This is a genomic window from Lysobacter sp. BMK333-48F3, assembly GCF_019733395.1.
Lineage (GTDB): Bacteria > Pseudomonadota > Gammaproteobacteria > Xanthomonadales > Xanthomonadaceae > Lysobacter.
Genome location: NZ_JAIHOO010000001.1, coordinates 623,421 through 640,559 on the forward strand (window position 1 = coordinate 623,421; position 17,139 = coordinate 640,559).

Sequence of the window (17,139 nt, forward strand, 5' to 3'; positions counted from 1 at the left end):
AGGCCAGGGCCGGCCGCCGTTCGCAAGGCGCACGGCGCGGACCGGGGGAAGAGTCCGTGCCGCAAGCCCCGGTGGCGGCCGGCGCGGGCTCAGTTCGACGCCGGCGCGGCGACGGCGCGCTTGGCCGCCTTCTTGGCCTTGTGCTGGGTGTGCTTGACCGTCTTCGCGGCCGGCGCGGCGCCGGCGGCGGTGGGAGCCGGCGCGGCGGCGAAAGCGGAACCGGCGAACGCGGTCATGGCGACGGCGATCAGGGCGTTGCGGACGTTCATGGGATAGCTCCTTGCAGTTCGGGGTTGGGAGTCTGGACCGGTGGGGCGAGTCCCCATCGCCGGCTCAGATTGCGCCCCCGCCCCTGCCGGGCGGCTTTCGGGCACATGAACTTTTTTTAATCCGCCGACGCTGCGAACCGCGCCGCGCGTTCTTTGTAGGAGCGGCGTCAGCCGCGACAGCCGCAGCGATGTACGCGAGCGCCGGAGCCGAAGCCGCAAGCCCGCGGGCATGGCACGAAACAGCCGCCAAGCATCCTCGCTTCGACGGCTGCGGTGGTATTCGCTCTCTTCGGGTGGTCGCGGCTAACGCCGCTCCTACAGGGGCACGCGCGGCGCTTACAGGCCGCGCGCTGCCTCGGCCACGGCGCGGAACAGCGCGCGGCCCTTGTTCATCGTTTCTTCCCACTCCTTCTGCGGGTCGGAGTCGTAGACGATGCCGGCGCCGGCCTGCACGTGCAGGCGGCCGTCCTGGATCACCGCGGTGCGGATCGCGATCGCGGTGTCGGCGTCGCCGTGCCAGCCGATGTAGCCGACCGCGCCGGAATAGACGTTGCGCTTGACCGGTTCGAGCTCGCGGATCACTTCCAGGGCGCGGATCTTCGGCGCGCCGCTGACCGTGCCGGCCGGGAAGGTCGCGCGCAGCACGTCGGCGTAGCTCAGCCCCTGCTGCAGGCGGCCGGTGACTTCGCTGACGATGTGCATGACGTGGCTGTAGCGTTCGATCACGAACTGCTCGCCGACTTCGACCGTGCCCGCCTCCGACACCCGGCCGACGTCGTTGCGGCCGAGATCGATCAGCATCAGATGCTCGGCGCGCTCCTTGGGATCGGCCAGCAGCTCGGCTTCCAGGGCGTGGTCTTCCTCGATCGTCTTGCCGCGCGGGCGGGTGCCGGCGATCGGGCGCACGGTCACCTCGCCGTCCTGCAGGCGCACCAGGATCTCCGGCGAGGAGCCGACCACCTGGGTGCCGCCGACGTCGAGGAAGTACATGTACGGCGACGGATTCAACGCGCGCAGAGCGCGGTACACGTCGACCGGGCGCGCCTTGAACGGCACGCTCAGGCGCTGCGACAGCACCACCTGGAAGATGTCGCCGGCGCGGATCAGTTCCTTGGACTTCTCCACCGCCTCGATGAAGCCTTCGCGGGTGAAGCCGGAAACGAAATCGCCCTCGTCCAGGCCGGCCGGATCGAGCGTCTCGGGGTAGCTGGCGCCGCCGATGCGCAGGCGGTGCACGAGCTGGTCGAGGCGGCGGTTGGCGCGGGCGAAGGCCTGCGGCTCGCGCGGATCGGCGTGCACGATCAGGTACAGCCGGCCCTTGAGGTTGTCGAACACCGCGACTTCCTCGCTCTGCATCAGCAGGATGTCGGGCGTGCCGAGCTCGTCGGGCTTTTCGCCGCCGGCCAGGCGGCGCTCGATGTACTGCACGCACTCGAAGCCGAACCAGCCGACCAGGCCGCCGGTGAAGCCCGGCAGGCCGTCGATCTTCGGCACCTGGTACTCGGTGCGCAGGCGCTCGACTTCGGCGAAGGGGTCGTCGACCACCCGGCTGTCGACCAGCTCGCCGTGCTCGCTGACGAACAGGGTATGCCCGGCGAAAGCGTACACGCGCTGCGCCGGCAGGCCGATGATCGAGTAGCGGCCGAAGCGCTCGCCGCCCTCGACCGATTCGAACAGATAGGTATGCGGGCCGTCGGCGAGCTTGAGGTAGACCGACAGCGGCGTATCGAGGTCGGACAGGACCTCGCGCACGACCGGAATGCGGGTGTAGCCGTTAGCGGCTTGCTGCTGGAAGAGTTCGTGCGAGATCACGCGGCGGTTCCTTCATGGGCGAGTGGGCAGGAGCGACGATGGCCGACGGCCACCATCGCCAACCCACGTCGGCGCAGAAGGAGTGCGGGTTCGCCCAGGCGTTCATGGCCACACTGTAACCGCTTCGCGAACGCCGCGCGACGGGTCAGCCGGCGAGCGCGCCGGGCAGCGCCTCGGGCTGCGAGGCGGCCAGCAAGGGGCACCCGGCCGGCAGGTGCATGCGCACCCGTCCGGGCACGCAGTCGACGCGGAAGTGCCGCGCCTGCACCGGTTCGCCGTCGAGGTTGAGGGTCAACGGCGCGGCGGCGTCGATCTCGACCCGGCGCAGGCGCGCGCGCGTCGCGACCCGGTCCAGCGCGGCGTGCTTGCCCTCGGTCAACAGGGTGCGCACGGTCGCGCCGACTTCGCCGGACAGCTCCGGCACGATGGTCAGGTCGAGCAGGCCGTCGTCGATCAGCGCATCCGGGCACAGCGCCTGACCGCCGCCGGCCTGGCGGCCGTTGCCCAGGCCCAGGGCGATGAATTCGCCTTCCCAGTCGAAGCCCTCGCCGTGCAGGCGCGCGCGCAGCGGCTGGATCCGGCCGAGCTTGGCGACGCCGGTGATCAGGTAGGCCAGGCCGCCGAGCATTTTTTTCAGGCCCTCGTCGGTCTCCAGGGTGACCTGGGTACCGAAGCCGCCGCTGGCCAGATTGGCCGCCCAATGCAGGCCGTCCGGCGCCTGCAGGCGGATCAGGTCGATCGCCTGCGCGGGCCGGCGCCGGATCAATCGCAAGGCCTCGCGCGGCGCTTCGGGGATGCCGGCCGCGCCGGCGAAGTCGTTGGCCGTGCCCAACGGCACCAGGCCCAGGCTGGGCAGTTGCGCGGCGCGTTCGTCGCGATGGGCGAGCGTGGTCGCGACCTCGCTGAGGGTGCCGTCGCCGCCGGCGGCGACGATGGTGTCGACGCCGTCGGCGATCGCCTCGGCGACGTAGCGCTCGGCATCGCCGCCTTCCCAGGTGACCCGCACGTCCAGCGCCACGCCGTCTTCGCGCAAGCCCGCCACGGCTTCGCGCAGCGCTTCGTCGCCGGCGGATTTGCCGTTGAGGATCAGACGCCAGCGCGGTGCGGACATGGGCATTCGGGGCGGGCCAAGGTCCCGCGAGGCTAACAGCCGCGGCTCAGGACGCGGTGAACATCAAGATTCGCAACGGCTGTCACACACTTGTCATCGTCGATCCGGAATATGGGAGGCCATATCAGGGACGACGGGCGGAGGCGGGATTGCCTCCAAATCTTCCGGACGCGGGCCATCAGGCCCGCGTCTTTTTCGTTGCGCCGGCAGGGACGCAGGGCGTTAAGCCGCATCACGCTCCCGCCCTCACCGATCTGTCCGTACGGCTTAACGCCCTGCGTCCCTAGCGCAGTTCCTCGTCGGCCAGCACCACGCCGTCCTGGTCGGCGCACAGCCAGTCGCCGGGATGGATCCGCAGGCCGCCGAACTCCACCGGCACGTCGCGCAATCCCTGGCCGAGCTTGTCGGTCTTGCGCGGATTGGTGCCCAGCGCCTTGACCCCGAGCGCCATCGCCCCGATCGCGCCGCTGTCGCGGATCGCGCCGAACACCAGCACCCCGGCCCAGCCGTTCTCCAGCGCCTTGGCCGCGAGCAGATCGCCGAGCATCGCCCGCCGCATCGAGCCGCCGCCGTCGATCACCAGCACCCGGCCGCGGCCGTCCTCGGCCACCGCCTCGCGCACCAGCGAATTGTCCTCGTAGGCCTTGATCGTGCTGACCCGGCCGTCGAAGGCCAGGCGCCCGCCGTAATCGCGCAGCGGCAACTCCAGCACGCGCACCCGTTGCTCGTGGAGATCGCACAGATCGCAGGTGTTCATCGCCTCGCCCCCAGGGCTATCCGATGCCGTCACCATGCCACGCCGTCGCGCCCGCGCCTACCGCATCGGCCGCGTCCTGCGCGGCAGCCGCCGAAGCCATCGCCGGTCGAAGCCGGCCCCTGTAGGAGCGGCGCCCCACGGGGATTTCCTGCGGTCACAAGCCGCGACCGGAGATGCGCAGCGCATCACGCCTCAGCGTCGCGGATCGAAGCCGGAACCGCCGCAGCCGAATCGGGGGTATCGCTCAGCCGCGCGCGCCCGCCACCGCGGCCTTCATCTTGCCGATCACGTCGGCGTAATCGGGCGCGTTGAAGATCGCCGAACCGGCGACGAAGGTGTCGGCGCCGGCGGCGGCGATTTCGGCGATGTTGTCGGCCTTGACCCCGCCGTCGATCTCCAGCCGGATCGGCTTGCCGCTGCGGTCGATCATCTCGCGCACCCGGCGCAGCTTGTCCAGCGCCGAGGGAATGAAGCTCTGCCCGCCGAAGCCGGGGTTGACCGACATCAGCAGCACCAGGTCCAGATCCTGCAGCACCCACTCCAGCACCTCGACCGGCGTGGCCGGGTTCAGCACCAGCCCGGCCTGGCAACCGTGCGACTTGATCAGCTGCACGGTGCGGTGCACATGCGCGCTGGCTTCGGGGTGGAAGCTGATCAGGCTGGCGCCGGCCTTGGCGAAGTCCGGCACGATCCGGTCGACCGGCTCGACCATCAGGTGCACGTCGATCGGCGCGGTCACGCCGTGCTTGCGCAGCGCCTCGCAGACCATCGGGCCGATGGTCAGGTTGGGCACGTAGTGATTGTCCATCACGTCGAAGTGCACCCAGTCCGCGCCGGCCTTGAGCACGTTGTCGACTTCTTCGCCGAGCTTGGCGAAATTGGCCGAAAGGATCGAAGGGGCGATGACGGTGGATTGCATGGGCGGGGCTCGGCGAGGACTTGAGGGAGTATTGTCCCGCAAAAGGCAGGGATCGCGTCGAGGAGCCAGGAATCGGCGCAAGCTCCGCTCCGCCGTTTCCAGCGCCTATGCGCTCACTTCTTGCCCTTGCGCAGGGTCTTGATCCGGTCGTAGGCCCGGTTGATCTCGCGGGCGCGGCTCTCGGCCTGCGCGCGCAGCTCGGGCGCGGCGTTGACCACCCGGTCCGGGTGGTACTGGGCGATCAGGCGGCGGTAGGCCTGATCGACCTCGGCGTCGCTGGCCTCGCGGGTCAGGCCCAGGGCCGCATAGGGGTCGTCGCCGCGCAGGCGGAACCAGTCCGAATCGAAGGCGTGGCCGATCAACAGGCCGATCACCGCGCCGAGGAAGGGATTGGCGCGCAGCAGCGCCGCGCCGGCGAAGAAACCCAGCAATTTGCCGTACCAGCGCTGCATCGCGCCTGCCGTCCCGGGCCGTCGCGGCCGCGTCCAGGCCCGCCCGGGGCCGCCGGACGCCAGTCTACCTGCACGCGGCGCCCAGCCGGCGTACACTGCCCGGCCCTGTCGCGCACGCGCGCGAGCCTCACGGGCTCCGGCGACCGCGGCGGCAGGGGGTCCACGCACCGCCATCAGGGGTTTTCGCCTTGACGACCACACTGCTGCAATCCGAACTGCCCGGCCTGCCCTTGCGCCATCGCGGCAAGGTCCGCGACGTCTTCGACCTGCCCGCCGAGCGCCTGCCGGCCGGCGCCGCCCCCGGCGGCGACTGCCTGCTGATGGTCGCCACCGACCGCCTCAGCGCCTTCGACGTGGTCCTGCCCGACCCGATCCCGGGCAAGGGCGAGATGCTGTGCCAGATCAGCAACTTCTGGTTCGGCAAGACCGCGCACATCATTCCCAACCACCTCACCGGCATCGACGTCGCCGCGGTCCTGCCTGAGGGCGTGGACGCCGCGCTGTACGCCAAGCGCGCGGTGGTGACCAAGCGGCTGAAGCCGGTGGCGATCGAGTGCATCGCCCGCGGCTACGTGATCGGCAGCGGCTGGAAGGACTACCAGCGCACCGGCCGGATCAGCGGCATCGCCCTGCCCAGCGGCCTGCGCCAGGCCGAGCAGCTGCCCGAACCGATCTTCACCCCTTCGACCAAGGCCGCGGTCGGCGACCACGACGAGAACATCGACTTCGACACCGCGGTGCGCACGGTCGGCGCCGAACTGGCCGAGGCGGTGCGCGACGCCACCTTGCGCCTGTACCGCTACGCCGCCGACTACGCGGCGCAGCGCGGCATCCTGCTGGCCGACACCAAGTTCGAGTTCGGCACCGACGCCGACGGCCGCCTCTACGTCATGGACGAGATGCTGACCCCGGACTCCTCGCGCTACTGGCCGGCCGACCAGTACCAGGTCGGCACCAGCCCGCCGAGCTACGACAAGCAGTTCGTGCGCGACTACCTGGAAACGCTGGACTGGGACAAGACCCCGCCGGGCCCGAGCCTGCCGGCCGAGGTGATCGAGCGCACCCGCGCCAAGTACGCCGAGGCGCTGCAGAAGCTGGCCGGGATTTCTGTCGACTGAGGTTTCGGTCGATTGAGATCTCGGTAGATTGAGATTCCGGCAGATCGAAAGCCCGGCCGACCGATCCGGTCCATCCCGAGCGGACGTCCCGGCGCGGGGCGTCCGCGGCCAAGCAGGGGCGGCGATGCGGCCAATCTGCCGCCGCGCCGCACCGGCCCGCGCCGATCCGCGCCACACTGCGCCTGTCCCGTCGGTCACGGATACAGGCCCGAACATGCGCGTTACCCTGCCCGCACCTCCCATCGCACGGGCACCGCATGAACATCGGTTATCTCTACCTGGCGATCGCGATCGTCGCCGAGGTGGTCGGCACCACCGCGCTCAAGGCCTCCGACGGCTTTACCCGCACCGTGCCCTCGCTGATCGTCGCCGCCGGCTACGGCACCGCGTTCTATTTCCTGTCGCTGGTCCTGCGCACGGTCCCGGTCGGGGTCGCCTATGCGATCTGGTCGGGCGTGGGCATCGTCCTGATCGCCGCCATCGGCTGGCTGTTCATGAAGCAGACCCTGGACGCCGGCGCGGTGCTCGGGATCGGCCTGATCGTCGCCGGCGTGGCGGTAATCCAGCTATTCTCGAAAGCTGCGGCGCACTGAGCGCCGCCCTGGCCGGCCGCGCGGACGCCCGTCCGCCGGCGCCGGCACCGTTCCGCCTCACCGGGAGCCGAGCATGAACGCCGTCGCCGAATCGCAACGCCCCATCGACCGCTGGTTCGCCAGCTATTCCGGCGATCACCGCAACGCCGTCAACCAGCGCATCCACGTGGTCGCGGTGCCGGCGATCCTGTGGAGCGTGATCGCCCTGCTGTGGTGCATCCCCGCGCCCGGCACCTGGTTCCGCCCCGGCATCTGGGCCGCGGCGGCGATGTTCGGCGCGATGCTGTATTACTACCGCGCCTCGCGCTCGCTCGGCCTGGGCATGCTGATCCAGTTCGCGCTGTTCTCGGCGCTGACCTGGTGGATCGCGCAAAGCTTCGGCCTGAGCGCGCTGCTGTGGACGGCGGTGGCGGTGTTCGTGGTGGCCTGGATCGCCCAGTTCGTCGGCCACAAGATCGAAGGCAAGAAGCCCAGCTTCCTGACCGACCTGACCTATCTGCTGATCGGCCCGGCCTGGGTGCTGGCCAAGCTGTACCGCAAGCTCGGCTGGCGTTACTGAGCGCCGCTCAGGCAGCGGCGTAACGGGCCGCCGCCAACGCCGCGCCCCACAGCCACAGCGCCGGCAGCAGCGACACCGCCAGCGCGCGCGTCCAGCGCAGGCGCGCGCCGTCGGGCCCGGGCAGGAACAGGCGCACGCCCAGGGCCAGCGCCAGCAACGACAGGACGAAGGCCAGGGCCGCGAACGGCAGGCCGGAACCCAGCGCGCTGTCGTGGGTGAGGATCAAACCGGTTACGGCCAGCATCGCCCACACCACCGCGCCGAACAGCACCGTCCACAGCACCGCGCCGAACGCCGGCCGCGCGCCGAACGCGCGCGCCACGCCGGCACGCAGCCACCAGGCGCCGATCGCCCACCAGGCGAGCGCCGCGACGCCGCCGACGACGATCGCCAGCGGCGGGATTTCCGCTACATGCCTCACAATGCCCTCCTCCGCCCCGCCGTTCGGGCCGCCGTCCAGCCGGCCACGATAGCCCAGCCGCCGTCCCCATGCCCGCCCGCGATCTCGTCCTGCTGCTGCTCGTCGTCCTGTCCTGGGCGCTCAACTTCCTGACCTCGGCCTTCGCCCTGCGCGAGATCCCCCCGTTCCTGTTCACCGCGCTGCGCTTCGCCCTGCTCGCGCTGCCGCTGGTGTTCCTGCTCAAGCGCCCGGCGCCGGGGCAGTGGCCGCGTCTGATCGCGGTCTGCCTGTGCATCGGCGTGCTGCACTTCGGCCTGAGCTTCAGCGCGCTGAAGGCCGCCGGCGATCTGTCTTCGCCGGCGATCGTGCTGCAAAGCTATGTGCCGATGACCGCGCTGCTGGCCTGGTGGCTGCTCGGCGAGCGCTTCGCCTGGCGCACCGGCGCGGCGATCGCGATCAGCTTCGCCGGCGTGCTGGTGCTGGGCTTCGATCCGCTGGTGCTGGACCGGCCGCTGGCGCTGGTGCTGATGCTGGTCTCGGCCGCGTTCCTGGCCCTGGGCACGGTGTTGATGAAGGGCCTGCGCGGGTTGGACATGGTCAGTCAGCAAGGCTGGACCGCATTGATCGCGGTGGCGCCGTTGCTGGCCGTGAGCCTGGTGCTGGAACCCGGCGGCCTGGCCGCGTTGGGCTCGGTCAGCTGGGTCGCCTGGCTGGGCGTGGCCTACGCCGCCTTCGTCTCGTCCTTGTTCGGCCATGGCCTGTACTACGTGCTGGTGCAGCGCTATCCGGTGGCGCAGGTGACGCCCTGGCTGCTGCTGGTGCCGGTATTCGCGATCGCCCTGGGCATCGCCTTCTGGGGCGACCGCCCCGGCCCGCGGCTATGGATCGGCGGCGCGATGGTGCTGGGCGGAGTGTTCGCGATCGCCTTGCGCACCCTGGCCAAGTCGCGCGCGGCAAAGTGATCGCCGTTGCCGTTGCCGTTGCCGTTGCCGTTGCCCTCAAGAGCTTGGCGCAGCAGCGACCTCGCGAGAACGCCCTGCAGCCCCGGAGGGCGGGCCGCAGGGATGCGGCCCGTGCGCAGCCAGGCCATGGATGGCCTGTGCGGAGCAGCCCCGCGCAAGCCTCGTCCGATAGTGGCTTTTGATTCGAAACAGTTATGGCGTTTTCTTTGGTTACTTTCTTTGTCGCCTTGGACAAAGAAAGTGACCCGGCCGCTTGCGGACGGAAGCTTTGCTTTGGAGCTTTAGAAGCCTTCGAACGGCACACGCCGCGAGACCGTAAGAACGTGGTCGCGGCTTACGCCGCTCCTACAGGGGCGCAGGACAAAGACGCGGCGAACGGGCGGGATGGCGATCGCGGCTTGTGACCGAAGGAAATCCCTGTGGGGCGCCGCTCCTACCCCTTGAAGCATGCCGCGCCGGCCGCCGCGGTCATTCGCTCGGCGTATCGAACATCTCCGCCGTCGGCCGGAACGGCCGCGGGGCGTAACCGAAATCGCGCTGCGCCGGCGCCGCGTCGAAAGCCATGTCGCTGCGCATGCGCCGCACCGCCGCCTCGCCGAGCCCGGTCGCGCGCCCGGTCGCCTGCGCGGCGAGCAGGGCCAGGTTGAAGATCGGCGACGGCAGTTCGATCAGCCGCACCGGCGGGCGCAGACAGGCCAAGGTGCGCGCCACCATCTCGCGATAGGTCAGAGTCTCGCCGCCGGGCACGGCGTACACCTGGCCGTAGGTCGCCGGCGCGGCATACGCGGTGAACGCGGCCTCGGCCAGATCCTCCACGTGCACCGGCTGGCGCAGGCCGTTGGCGCCGCGCGGCAGCGGGAAATAACGCAGCCGCCGCGCGAGTTGGACGATCCGGGTCAGGGTCTGGTCGCGTCCGGCGCCGTAGATCAGGGTCGGCCGCAGCACCGTCGCCGCATCGCTGCGCGGCTGCGCGGCGGCGAACAGGTTGGCCTCGCCTTCGCGCAGCTCGGCCGCGACCCGGCGCTCGTCGGCGTCGGCCGAACCGCGCTTGGTCTCGGCGCTGGTCGAGCCGAACGCGATCACCCGCGAGGCCTCGATGCCCGATTGCGCGTACCAGCGCGAGAACTTCAGCAGCGGCCCGCAGCTGAAGATCGCATCGACCCGCGCCGGCAACGCCGGCATCGCGTCCAGGTCGCCGTGCAGCCAGTGCAGGCCGGGGCGATCGTACTGCTCGTGGCGGGAAATCGCGGTCACCCGCCAACCGGCGTGATACAGCCGTTGCAGCAGCGGAATCCCGATCTGGCCGCTGCCGCCGAACACCAACGCATGCTTCATTCGTGCGAACCCTGCCCGCCGCGCGCCGGCAACACCGCGCGCAGCCAGAAATAACCGATCAACGCCGACAACAGCGACGCACCGAGGATGCCGAGCACCGCCTCGTCGTAGCGCAGCGGGTCCTGATACGCCAGCGAGGCGATGAACAGGCTCATGGTGAAGCCGATGCCGCACATCAGGCCGAGCCCGAACATCGCCCGCAGGTCCATCCCGGCCGGGAACCGCGCCCAGCCCAGCGCGCGCATCAGCAGCGCCGCGCCGACGATGCCGACCGGCTTGCCGACCACCAGGCCCAGCACCACGCCCATCGGCAGCGGATCCAGCATGTCCTGCAGCTGGATCCCGCCCAGGGCCAGGCCGGCGTTGACGAAGGCGAACAGTGGCAGGATCGCGTAGGCCACCCACGGATGCAGCGCGTGCTCCAGGGTCTCCAGCGGCGAATGCTCGACCTCGTCGTCGATCGCGTTGCGCTTGTCGACGTGCGGGATCAGCAGGCCGGTGGCGACGCCGGCCAGGGTCGCGTGCACGCCGGACTTGAGCACGCACACCCACAGCACCGCACCCAGCGCCAGGTACGGCGCCAGCGCGGTCACTCCGCGCCGGTTGAGCAGCCACATCGCCGCCAGCGCGACCGCGGCCCAGATCAGCGCGGTCGTCGACAGACCGTGCGAATAGAAGAAGGCGATGATCAGGATCGCGATCAGGTCGTCGACCACCGCAATGGTCGACAGCAGCAGCTTCATCGCCACCGGCACCCGCGAGCCGAGCAGGGCCAGCACGCCGAGAGCGAAGGCGATGTCGGTCGCGGTCGGCACCGCCCAGCCGCGCATCGCCGCCGCGTCGCCGCGATTGAGGGCGAAGAACAGCAGCGCCGGCACGACCACGCCGGCGCTGGCGCAGACCAGCGGCAGCACCAGTTGCGAACGCTCGGCCAACTGGCCGCTGAGCGCCTCGCGCTTGATCTCCAGCGCGACCAGCAGGAAGAACACCGCCATCAGGCCGTCGTTGATCCACAGCAGCAGCGGCTTGTCGATGTCGAGCGGACCGATGCGCAATTGCACCGGGATCTCGCGGAACGCCTGGTAGGCCTCGCGCAGCGGCGAGTTGGCGGCGATCAGCGCCAGCACCGCGGCGGCGATCAGGACGATGCCGCCGGCGGCCTCGAGACGGAAGAATTCGCTGAGCGCGCGCAAGGCGCGCCGCGGCGGCGGGGTGTGAGGGGTTGCGCTCATCCGCCCATTATAGGCGCAGCCCTTGTGGTCGCCCGGCGAAGACCCGGCCTCGCCGGCCCGCTCAGCTGCGCAGCATCGCCACTTCGAAGCCGACCCAGACCAGCAGCGCGACCAGCAGGATCGCGCCCTCGCGCTTGCTGATGCGCAGGTCGCCCTTGAGCATCGGGTACAGCATCAGCGCGAACAGCGCCGCGGCCGGCAGCTCGAAACGCACGAACGAGGCCGGCAGCGGCACGCTGCGCAGCGCCGCCATGCCGCCGATCACGATCAGCAGGTTGAACAGGCTGGAGCCGATCACGTGGCCGACCACGATGTCGCCCTGGCCGCGGCGCGCGGCGGCGATCGCCGCGGCGGCCTCGGGCAGCGCGGTGCCGATCGCCACCGGCAGCAGGCCGGTCAGCAGCGGCGACAGGCCCATCGCCGCGCCGATGATGGCCGCGTTCGGCGAACCGAAGCCGCCGCTGAGCGCCGGCGAGGCGCCGAAGCTCCACAGGCCGTTGCCGCCGACGATCAGGTACGCGCCCAGGTGCAGCAGGAACACCGCGATCAGCACCCGCAGCAGGTTCAGGCCGAGGTGGGTCTGGGTCATGGCGAAGGCGGCGATCGCGTCCTGCAGTTCCGGCGCCTCGCGACGGGTGCGGGCGATCGCGAACGCGACCACGGCGACGAAGACCAGCAGCAGGCCCAGGCCCTCGCCGCGGCCGAGCACGCCGTCCAGGCCCAGCGCGACCACCGCCACGGTGCCCAGCAGCAGCACGATCAGCAGCGGCGCCAGCGCCCGCCAACGCACCAGCAAGGGCGCGGCCAGCGCCGCCAGGCCCAGGGTCAGGCCGAAGTTGACCACGTTGCTGCCGACCGCATTGCCCAGCGCCAGCGCCTGCTGGCCGCGCACGAAGGCCTGCAGGTTGACCGCCAGCTCGGGCAGCGAGGTGCCGAAGGCGACCAGGATCAGACCGGCCGCGAACGGCGAGGCGCCGAAGCGCTGGGCCAGGCCCGAGGCGCCCTTGACGATCGAATCGCCGCCCAGCGCCAGCAGCAGCAGGCCCAGTACGAACAAGCCGACGGCTTCGAACATGACGGTCTTCCCCTTGCGGTCGTTGCCTGGATTCTAGCCACTCTCGGCCGCGACCGAACGCCGCAGCGCGGCGCCGTCGCGGCGCATCCGCTCCAGTGCGCCGCGGCGCACGCGGCGCCGACTCAGGAGCAGCCTTCGACGTAATCGACCTGCGGCGGCTGGCCGATCCGCCAGGCGGTGACCTTGCCGGCGGCATCGGTCTCGAACACCAGCGCGCCGGCGCCTTCGCTCACGCGCAGGTTCTTGGCGCCTTGCACGTATTTATGCGGCTGCTCTTCGATCCGGCCCGGGTACAGGGCGCGGATCTGCTCCGCGCTCATGCCGCGGCGGCCGCCGCCGGGCGCGGTTTCCTTGTCGTTGCCGACGTCGACCCGGACGAACTTGCCGTTCTCGAACATCAGGCCGAATTCGGCCGCGTTCTTGGCCCATCGCGGCCGCAGGTAATAACAGCCGCCATCGGCCGCGGCCTCGCCCTCGAGTTCGCCGCCCCAGGCCTGGCGGGCCTGCTCGGCGCTCATGCCGAAGCGCAGGTCGCCGTAGCCGTCGAAACGGGCCAGGGCGTCGGCCGGCGCGGGCGCAGGCGTCGGCATGGGTGCGGTGGCCGGCGGCACGTCCTCGGCCGGCTGATCGGCGCTGGCCGCGGGCGGCGCGGGCGCGGGCTCCGCCGCGGGCGCGGCCTCGCGCTGGCAGGCGCTCAGGCCGAGCGCGAGCAACACCGCGCAGGCCAGGCTGGGAACGGACGCGGACGGCACCAATTTCATCGGCAAGGCTCCAGCGCGCGCGGCGCTTGCGAAGGCCGCTGCAGCCTAGCCCGGCGGCGTGAATGCAATGCGAAAGACACCGGCGCGAGCCTCGGCGTCATTCGCGTATCCCGGCAGGAGCGGCCTCTTGCGAAGATTGCCTTCGGCCATCCGCCGCGACCGCCGAAGCGACGTTCCGGCGACCGAGGTCGTCGGCCCGGGATCGCTTTCGCACCGTAGCGGCAATGCCGCCGCTGCGCTCGATCAGCCCGCGACGTAGTGCTTGCGCAACCCGGCCCAGCAGGCCTGGTAATCGCGCTGCCGATGCGCCGCCTCGAAGGCCTGCCGGGTCGGCCGGATCACCGCCCGGGTCTCGAACATGAAGGCCATGGTGTCGACGATCACGTGCGGCTGCGAAAGATCCGCGGCCGAGGCCTTCTCGAAGGTCTGCGCGTCCGGGCCGTGGCCGGTCATGCAGTTGTGCAGCGAGGCGCCGCCGGCGGCGAAGCCGTCGGCCTTGGCGTCGTAGACGCCGTGGATCAGGCCCATGAACTCGCTGGCGATGTTGCGGTGGAACCACGGCGGGCGGAAGGTGTCCTGGGCCACCAGCCAGCGCGGCGGGAAGATCACGAAGTCCAGGTTGCTGGTGCCGGCGGTGTCGCTGGGCGAATGCAGGACCAGGAAGATCGACGGATCGGGATGGTCGAAGCTGATCGAGCCGATGGTGTTGAAATGGCGCAGGTCGTAGCGGTACGGCGCGTAGTTGCCGTGCCAGCCGACCACGTCCAGCGGCGAGTGGTCGATCGGCGCGCGCCACAGGTGGCCCTGGAACTTGGCGATCAATTCGAACTCGCCTTCCAGGTCCTCGAAGGCTGCGTTCGGGGTTTCGAAATCGCGCGGGTTGGCCAGGCCGTTGCTGCCGATCGGACCCAGGTCGGGCAGGCGCAGCAGGGCGCCGAAGTTCTCGCATACGTAGCCGCGCGAGGCGCCGTCGGGCAGGCTCACCGCGAAGCGCACGCCGCGCGGGATCACCGCGATCTGCTGCGGCTCGACCTCGACCACGCCCAGTTCGGTGGCGATGTGCAGCCGGCCCTGCTGCGGCACGATCAGCAGCTCGGCGTCGGCGTCGTAGAAATAGCGCCCGCGCATGTCGCGGTTGGCCGCGTACAGGTGGATGCCGACGCCGGTCTGCGCCGCCGGGCCGCCGTTGCCGGCCATGGTGTAGAGGCCGTCGAGGAAGTCGGTCGGCGCCTGCGGCAGCGGCAGCGGGTTCCAGCGCAGTTGCTCCGGGCTCACCGCGCCGTCGCCGAAGTCGTTGTGGAACGCCGGCTGCGCATAGGGCGAGAACGCGCCGTGCATGGCCGCCGGACGGATCCGGTACAGCCAGCTGCGGCGGTTGGCGTGGCGCGGCGCGGTGAACGCGGTGCCGGTCAGCTGCTCGGCATACAGGCCGTGGGCAACGCGCTGCGGCGAGTTGCGCCCCAGCGGCAGGGTCCCGGCGATCGCCTCGCTGGCGAACTCGTTGCCGAAACCGGTTTGGTAGCCAGTGCTGATCGGTGCCATGGGGTCGCTTCGCTCGCTGCGTCCGCAGCCGTGGAAAGAATCGGGGTCGAATACCGGGTGAACCGTGCCGGGGCCGGCGCGGCCGCGCAAGGCGGCCTCAACGGCCGCCGTCCGCGCGCGTCGCCGCGCCTTGCGGCGCGCCGATCCGGCGCGCCGGCTCAAGCCCGGCGATTACAGCACGCCGCGCTTGATCTGGTCGCGCTCGATGCTCTCGAACAGGGCCTGGAAGTTGCCTTCGCCGAAGCCCTCGTTGCCCTTGCGCTGGATGATCTCGAAGAAGATCGGGCCGATCGCGTTCTGGGTGAAGATCTGCAGCAGCTTGCGCTGGTGGGTCTCCGGGTCGGCGTCGATCAGGATCTTGTTCCTGGCCAGGCGCGGCACGTCCTCGCCGTGGTTGGGCACGCGCTGGTCGATCACGTCGAAGTAGGTGTCCGGGGTGTCGAGGAACTCCACGCCCTGGGCGCGCATCGCTTCGACGGTGTCGTAGATGTTGTCGGTGAAGCAGGCGATGTGCTGGATGCCCTCGCCCTTGTACGCGTCCAGGTACTCGTTGATCTGCGACTTGGGGTCGCTGGATTCGTTGAGCGGGATGCGCACGATGCCGTCCGGCGCGGTCATCGCCTTGGACACCAGGCCGGTCTTGGCGCCCTTGATGTCGAAGTAGCGGATCTCGCGGAAGTTGAACAGCCGCTCGTAATAATCCGACCACTTCTGCATGTTGCCGAAGTACAGGTTGTGGGTCAGATGGTCGATGAAGGTCAGGCCGAACCCGGCCGGGTTGCGCTCGGCGCCCGGGATCGGCTCGTAGTCGGCGTAGGGGTCGCCCTTGGCGCCGTAGGTGTCGACCAGGTACAGCATGCAGTCGCCGATGCCCTTGACCACCGGCGCGTCGATCGCGCGGGTCTCGGCGCGTTCGGTCACCGCTTCGCCGCCGTTGCCGAGCACGGTGTCGTAGACCAGTTGGGCCGGCTTCTGGAAGCGGATCGCGAAGCCGCAGGCGCAGGGGCCGTGGGCTTCGGCGAAGGCCGAGGCGAAGCTGTCGGGGGTTTCGTTGACCAGGAAGTTCACCCCGCCCTGGCGGTAGACCGTGATCGGGCGCGACTTGTGGCGCAGCACCGCGCTGAAGCCGAGGCGGCGGAAGTAGTCGTGCAGGCGCTCGCCCTGGCCCTGGGGGGCGGCGAACTCGACGAACTCGAACCCGTCGATGCCGAGCGGGTTGTCGAAGGTGGTGACCTGCATGCCGAGGTTGGGCTGCGCATTCATGGCATTGTTCTCAGGTGGCGGCCGGGTCCGCTGCGGACGGCCTTGGCTAAGGGGTCGTTATAGTTTCACATGAAACCATAAGCAAGGCACAGTGCAGCATGAATCGACCACCGTCCCAGTCCGAATCGCCAGACCCTGAACAGCGCAGCGGCGCCCCCGCCCGCCGTGGCGCGCCCCCGCGCCATGCCGAGCTGGATCTGGACCACTTCCTGCCCTACCGGCTCTCGGTGCTGTCCAACCGGGTCAGCAGCGCGATCGCCCGGGTCTATTCCGAGCGCTTTGCCCTCAGCGTGACCGAGTGGCGGGTCATGGCCGTACTCGGCCGCTTCCCCGGCCTGTCGGCCAACGAGGTCGCCCAGCGCACGGCGATGGACAAGGTCGCGGTCAGCCGCGCCGTGGCCCGCCTGATCGACGCCGGCCGGTTGGAGCGCGACACCCACGACGACGACCGCCGCCGCTCGGTGCTGCAGCTGTCGGCCGACGGCTACAAGATCTACGACGAGGTCGCGCCGATGGCACTGGCCTTCGAGCAGCGCCTGCTGGCTGGGATCGAAACCGCCGAGCGCGAGGCCCTGTTCCGCCTGCTCGACCGCCTGGACGAGCTGGAGATCCAGGCCGAGGCGGAGTTGGCGGCTGTGGGGCGCTGAGCCGGGATTCGGGACTCGGGACTCGGGACTCGGGACTCGGGACTCGGCAGAGCATAGGCCCGGCGATCTCGCGTCGGCGCCCAACGAAATCCCCAGGCCGTTGCCGTTGCCGTGAAGAGCTTGGCGTCGCCACGAACTCGCGAGAAGACCTGAGGCCCCGAAGGGCGGCCCGCAGGGATGCGGGCCGTGCGCAGCCAGGCCAAGGATGGCCTGTGCGGAGCAGCCCTGCGCCAGCCGCGTCCCATAGTGGCTTTTGACTCGAAACAGGAATGGCGTTTTCTTTGGTTACTTTCTTTGTCGCCTTGGACAAAGAAAGTGACCCGGCCGCTTGC

At 70.3% G+C, this 17,139-nt stretch carries 18 protein-coding genes; 5 read left to right on the top strand and 13 right to left on the bottom strand.

Annotation, left to right across the window (positions count from 1 at the left end):
* Positions 1-89: 89 nt before the first annotated feature.
* The 6 genes from K4L06_RS02490 to K4L06_RS02515 form a co-directional block, all read right to left on the bottom strand.
* On the bottom strand, positions 90-269 hold the full coding sequence (locus K4L06_RS02490) for a hypothetical protein (protein WP_221669890.1): 180 nt from the start codon (positions 267-269) through the stop codon (positions 90-92).
* Between the two features lie 336 nt (positions 270-605).
* Positions 606-2,081, bottom strand: coding sequence for an anthranilate synthase component I (gene trpE / locus K4L06_RS02495; protein ID WP_221669891.1), 1,476 nt, complete (start codon positions 2,079-2,081; stop codon positions 606-608).
* A gap of 145 nt (positions 2,082-2,226) precedes the next feature.
* On the bottom strand, positions 2,227-3,192 hold the full coding sequence (gene yegS / locus K4L06_RS02500; protein WP_221669892.1) for a lipid kinase YegS: 966 nt from the start codon (positions 3,190-3,192) through the stop codon (positions 2,227-2,229).
* Positions 3,193-3,475: 283 nt separating this feature from the next.
* A complete protein-coding gene (rraA, locus tag K4L06_RS02505; protein WP_221669893.1) occupies positions 3,476-3,949 on the bottom strand; it encodes a ribonuclease E activity regulator RraA in 474 nt (157 codons plus the stop codon).
* Between the two features lie 244 nt (positions 3,950-4,193).
* Positions 4,194-4,868, bottom strand: coding sequence for a ribulose-phosphate 3-epimerase (gene rpe, locus K4L06_RS02510; protein ID WP_221669894.1), 675 nt, complete (start codon positions 4,866-4,868; stop codon positions 4,194-4,196).
* 113 nt (positions 4,869-4,981) lie between these two features.
* Positions 4,982-5,320, bottom strand: a complete 339-nt coding sequence (locus K4L06_RS02515) for a DnaJ domain-containing protein (RefSeq protein WP_221669895.1) — start codon at positions 5,318-5,320, stop codon at positions 4,982-4,984.
* Between the two features lie 188 nt (positions 5,321-5,508).
* Here K4L06_RS02515 and K4L06_RS02520 point away from each other — a divergent pair, with 188 nt between their 5' ends.
* The 3 genes from K4L06_RS02520 to K4L06_RS02530 all read left to right on the top strand — a co-directional run bounded on the left by K4L06_RS02520 (position 5,509) and on the right by K4L06_RS02530 (position 7,590).
* Entirely contained in the window at positions 5,509-6,438 is a 930-nt protein-coding gene (locus tag K4L06_RS02520) for a phosphoribosylaminoimidazolesuccinocarboxamide synthase (RefSeq protein WP_221669896.1), read from the top strand.
* Between the two features lie 257 nt (positions 6,439-6,695).
* Positions 6,696-7,031, top strand: coding sequence for an SMR family transporter (locus tag K4L06_RS02525; RefSeq protein WP_221669897.1), 336 nt, complete (start codon positions 6,696-6,698; stop codon positions 7,029-7,031).
* Between the two features lie 73 nt (positions 7,032-7,104).
* Entirely contained in the window at positions 7,105-7,590 is a 486-nt protein-coding gene (locus K4L06_RS02530) for an Mpo1-like protein (protein WP_221669898.1), read from the top strand.
* Between the two features lie 7 nt (positions 7,591-7,597).
* Here K4L06_RS02530 and K4L06_RS02535 read toward each other — a convergent pair whose 3' ends face one another.
* Positions 7,598-8,011, bottom strand: a complete 414-nt coding sequence (locus K4L06_RS02535; protein ID WP_221669899.1) for a hypothetical protein — start codon at positions 8,009-8,011, stop codon at positions 7,598-7,600.
* 68 nt (positions 8,012-8,079) lie between these two features.
* On the opposite strand from K4L06_RS02535, the gene K4L06_RS02540 reads away from it, so the two are divergent.
* Entirely contained in the window at positions 8,080-8,952 is an 873-nt protein-coding gene (locus K4L06_RS02540) for an EamA family transporter (protein WP_221669900.1), read from the top strand.
* 468 nt (positions 8,953-9,420) lie between these two features.
* On the opposite strand, the gene K4L06_RS02545 is transcribed toward K4L06_RS02540, so the two are convergent.
* The 6 genes from K4L06_RS02545 to hppD all read right to left on the bottom strand — a co-directional run bounded on the left by K4L06_RS02545 (position 9,421) and on the right by hppD (position 16,160).
* A complete protein-coding gene (locus K4L06_RS02545; RefSeq protein WP_221669901.1) occupies positions 9,421-10,287 on the bottom strand; it encodes a nucleoside-diphosphate sugar epimerase in 867 nt (288 codons plus the stop codon).
* A complete protein-coding gene (gene nhaA, locus K4L06_RS02550) occupies positions 10,284-11,519 on the bottom strand; it encodes a Na+/H+ antiporter NhaA (protein WP_221669902.1) in 1,236 nt (411 codons plus the stop codon). The genes K4L06_RS02545 and nhaA overlap by 4 nt, the downstream gene beginning before the upstream one ends.
* Before the next feature lie 61 nt (positions 11,520-11,580).
* A complete protein-coding gene (locus tag K4L06_RS02555; protein WP_221669903.1) occupies positions 11,581-12,594 on the bottom strand; it encodes a sodium:calcium antiporter in 1,014 nt (337 codons plus the stop codon).
* Positions 12,595-12,716: 122 nt separating this feature from the next.
* The gene (locus tag K4L06_RS02560; RefSeq protein WP_255594948.1) at positions 12,717-13,355 is read right to left on the bottom strand and encodes a lectin; all 639 of its coding nucleotides are present in this window, start codon (positions 13,353-13,355) and stop codon (positions 12,717-12,719) included.
* A 243-nt stretch (positions 13,356-13,598) separates the two neighbouring features.
* Positions 13,599-14,897 carry a homogentisate 1,2-dioxygenase gene (gene hmgA / locus K4L06_RS02565; RefSeq protein ID WP_221669904.1) on the bottom strand — a complete coding sequence of 433 codons (1,299 nt, stop codon included), beginning with the start codon at positions 14,895-14,897 and terminating at the stop codon, positions 13,599-13,601.
* Between the two features lie 171 nt (positions 14,898-15,068).
* Positions 15,069-16,160, bottom strand: a complete 1,092-nt coding sequence (gene hppD, locus K4L06_RS02570; RefSeq protein WP_221669905.1) for a 4-hydroxyphenylpyruvate dioxygenase — start codon at positions 16,158-16,160, stop codon at positions 15,069-15,071.
* Positions 16,161-16,258: 98 nt separating this feature from the next.
* On the opposite strand from hppD, the gene K4L06_RS02575 reads away from it, so the two are divergent.
* The gene (locus tag K4L06_RS02575) at positions 16,259-16,807 is read left to right on the top strand and encodes a MarR family winged helix-turn-helix transcriptional regulator (protein ID WP_221669906.1); all 549 of its coding nucleotides are present in this window, start codon (positions 16,259-16,261) and stop codon (positions 16,805-16,807) included.
* Positions 16,808-17,139: the final 332 nt, after the last annotated feature.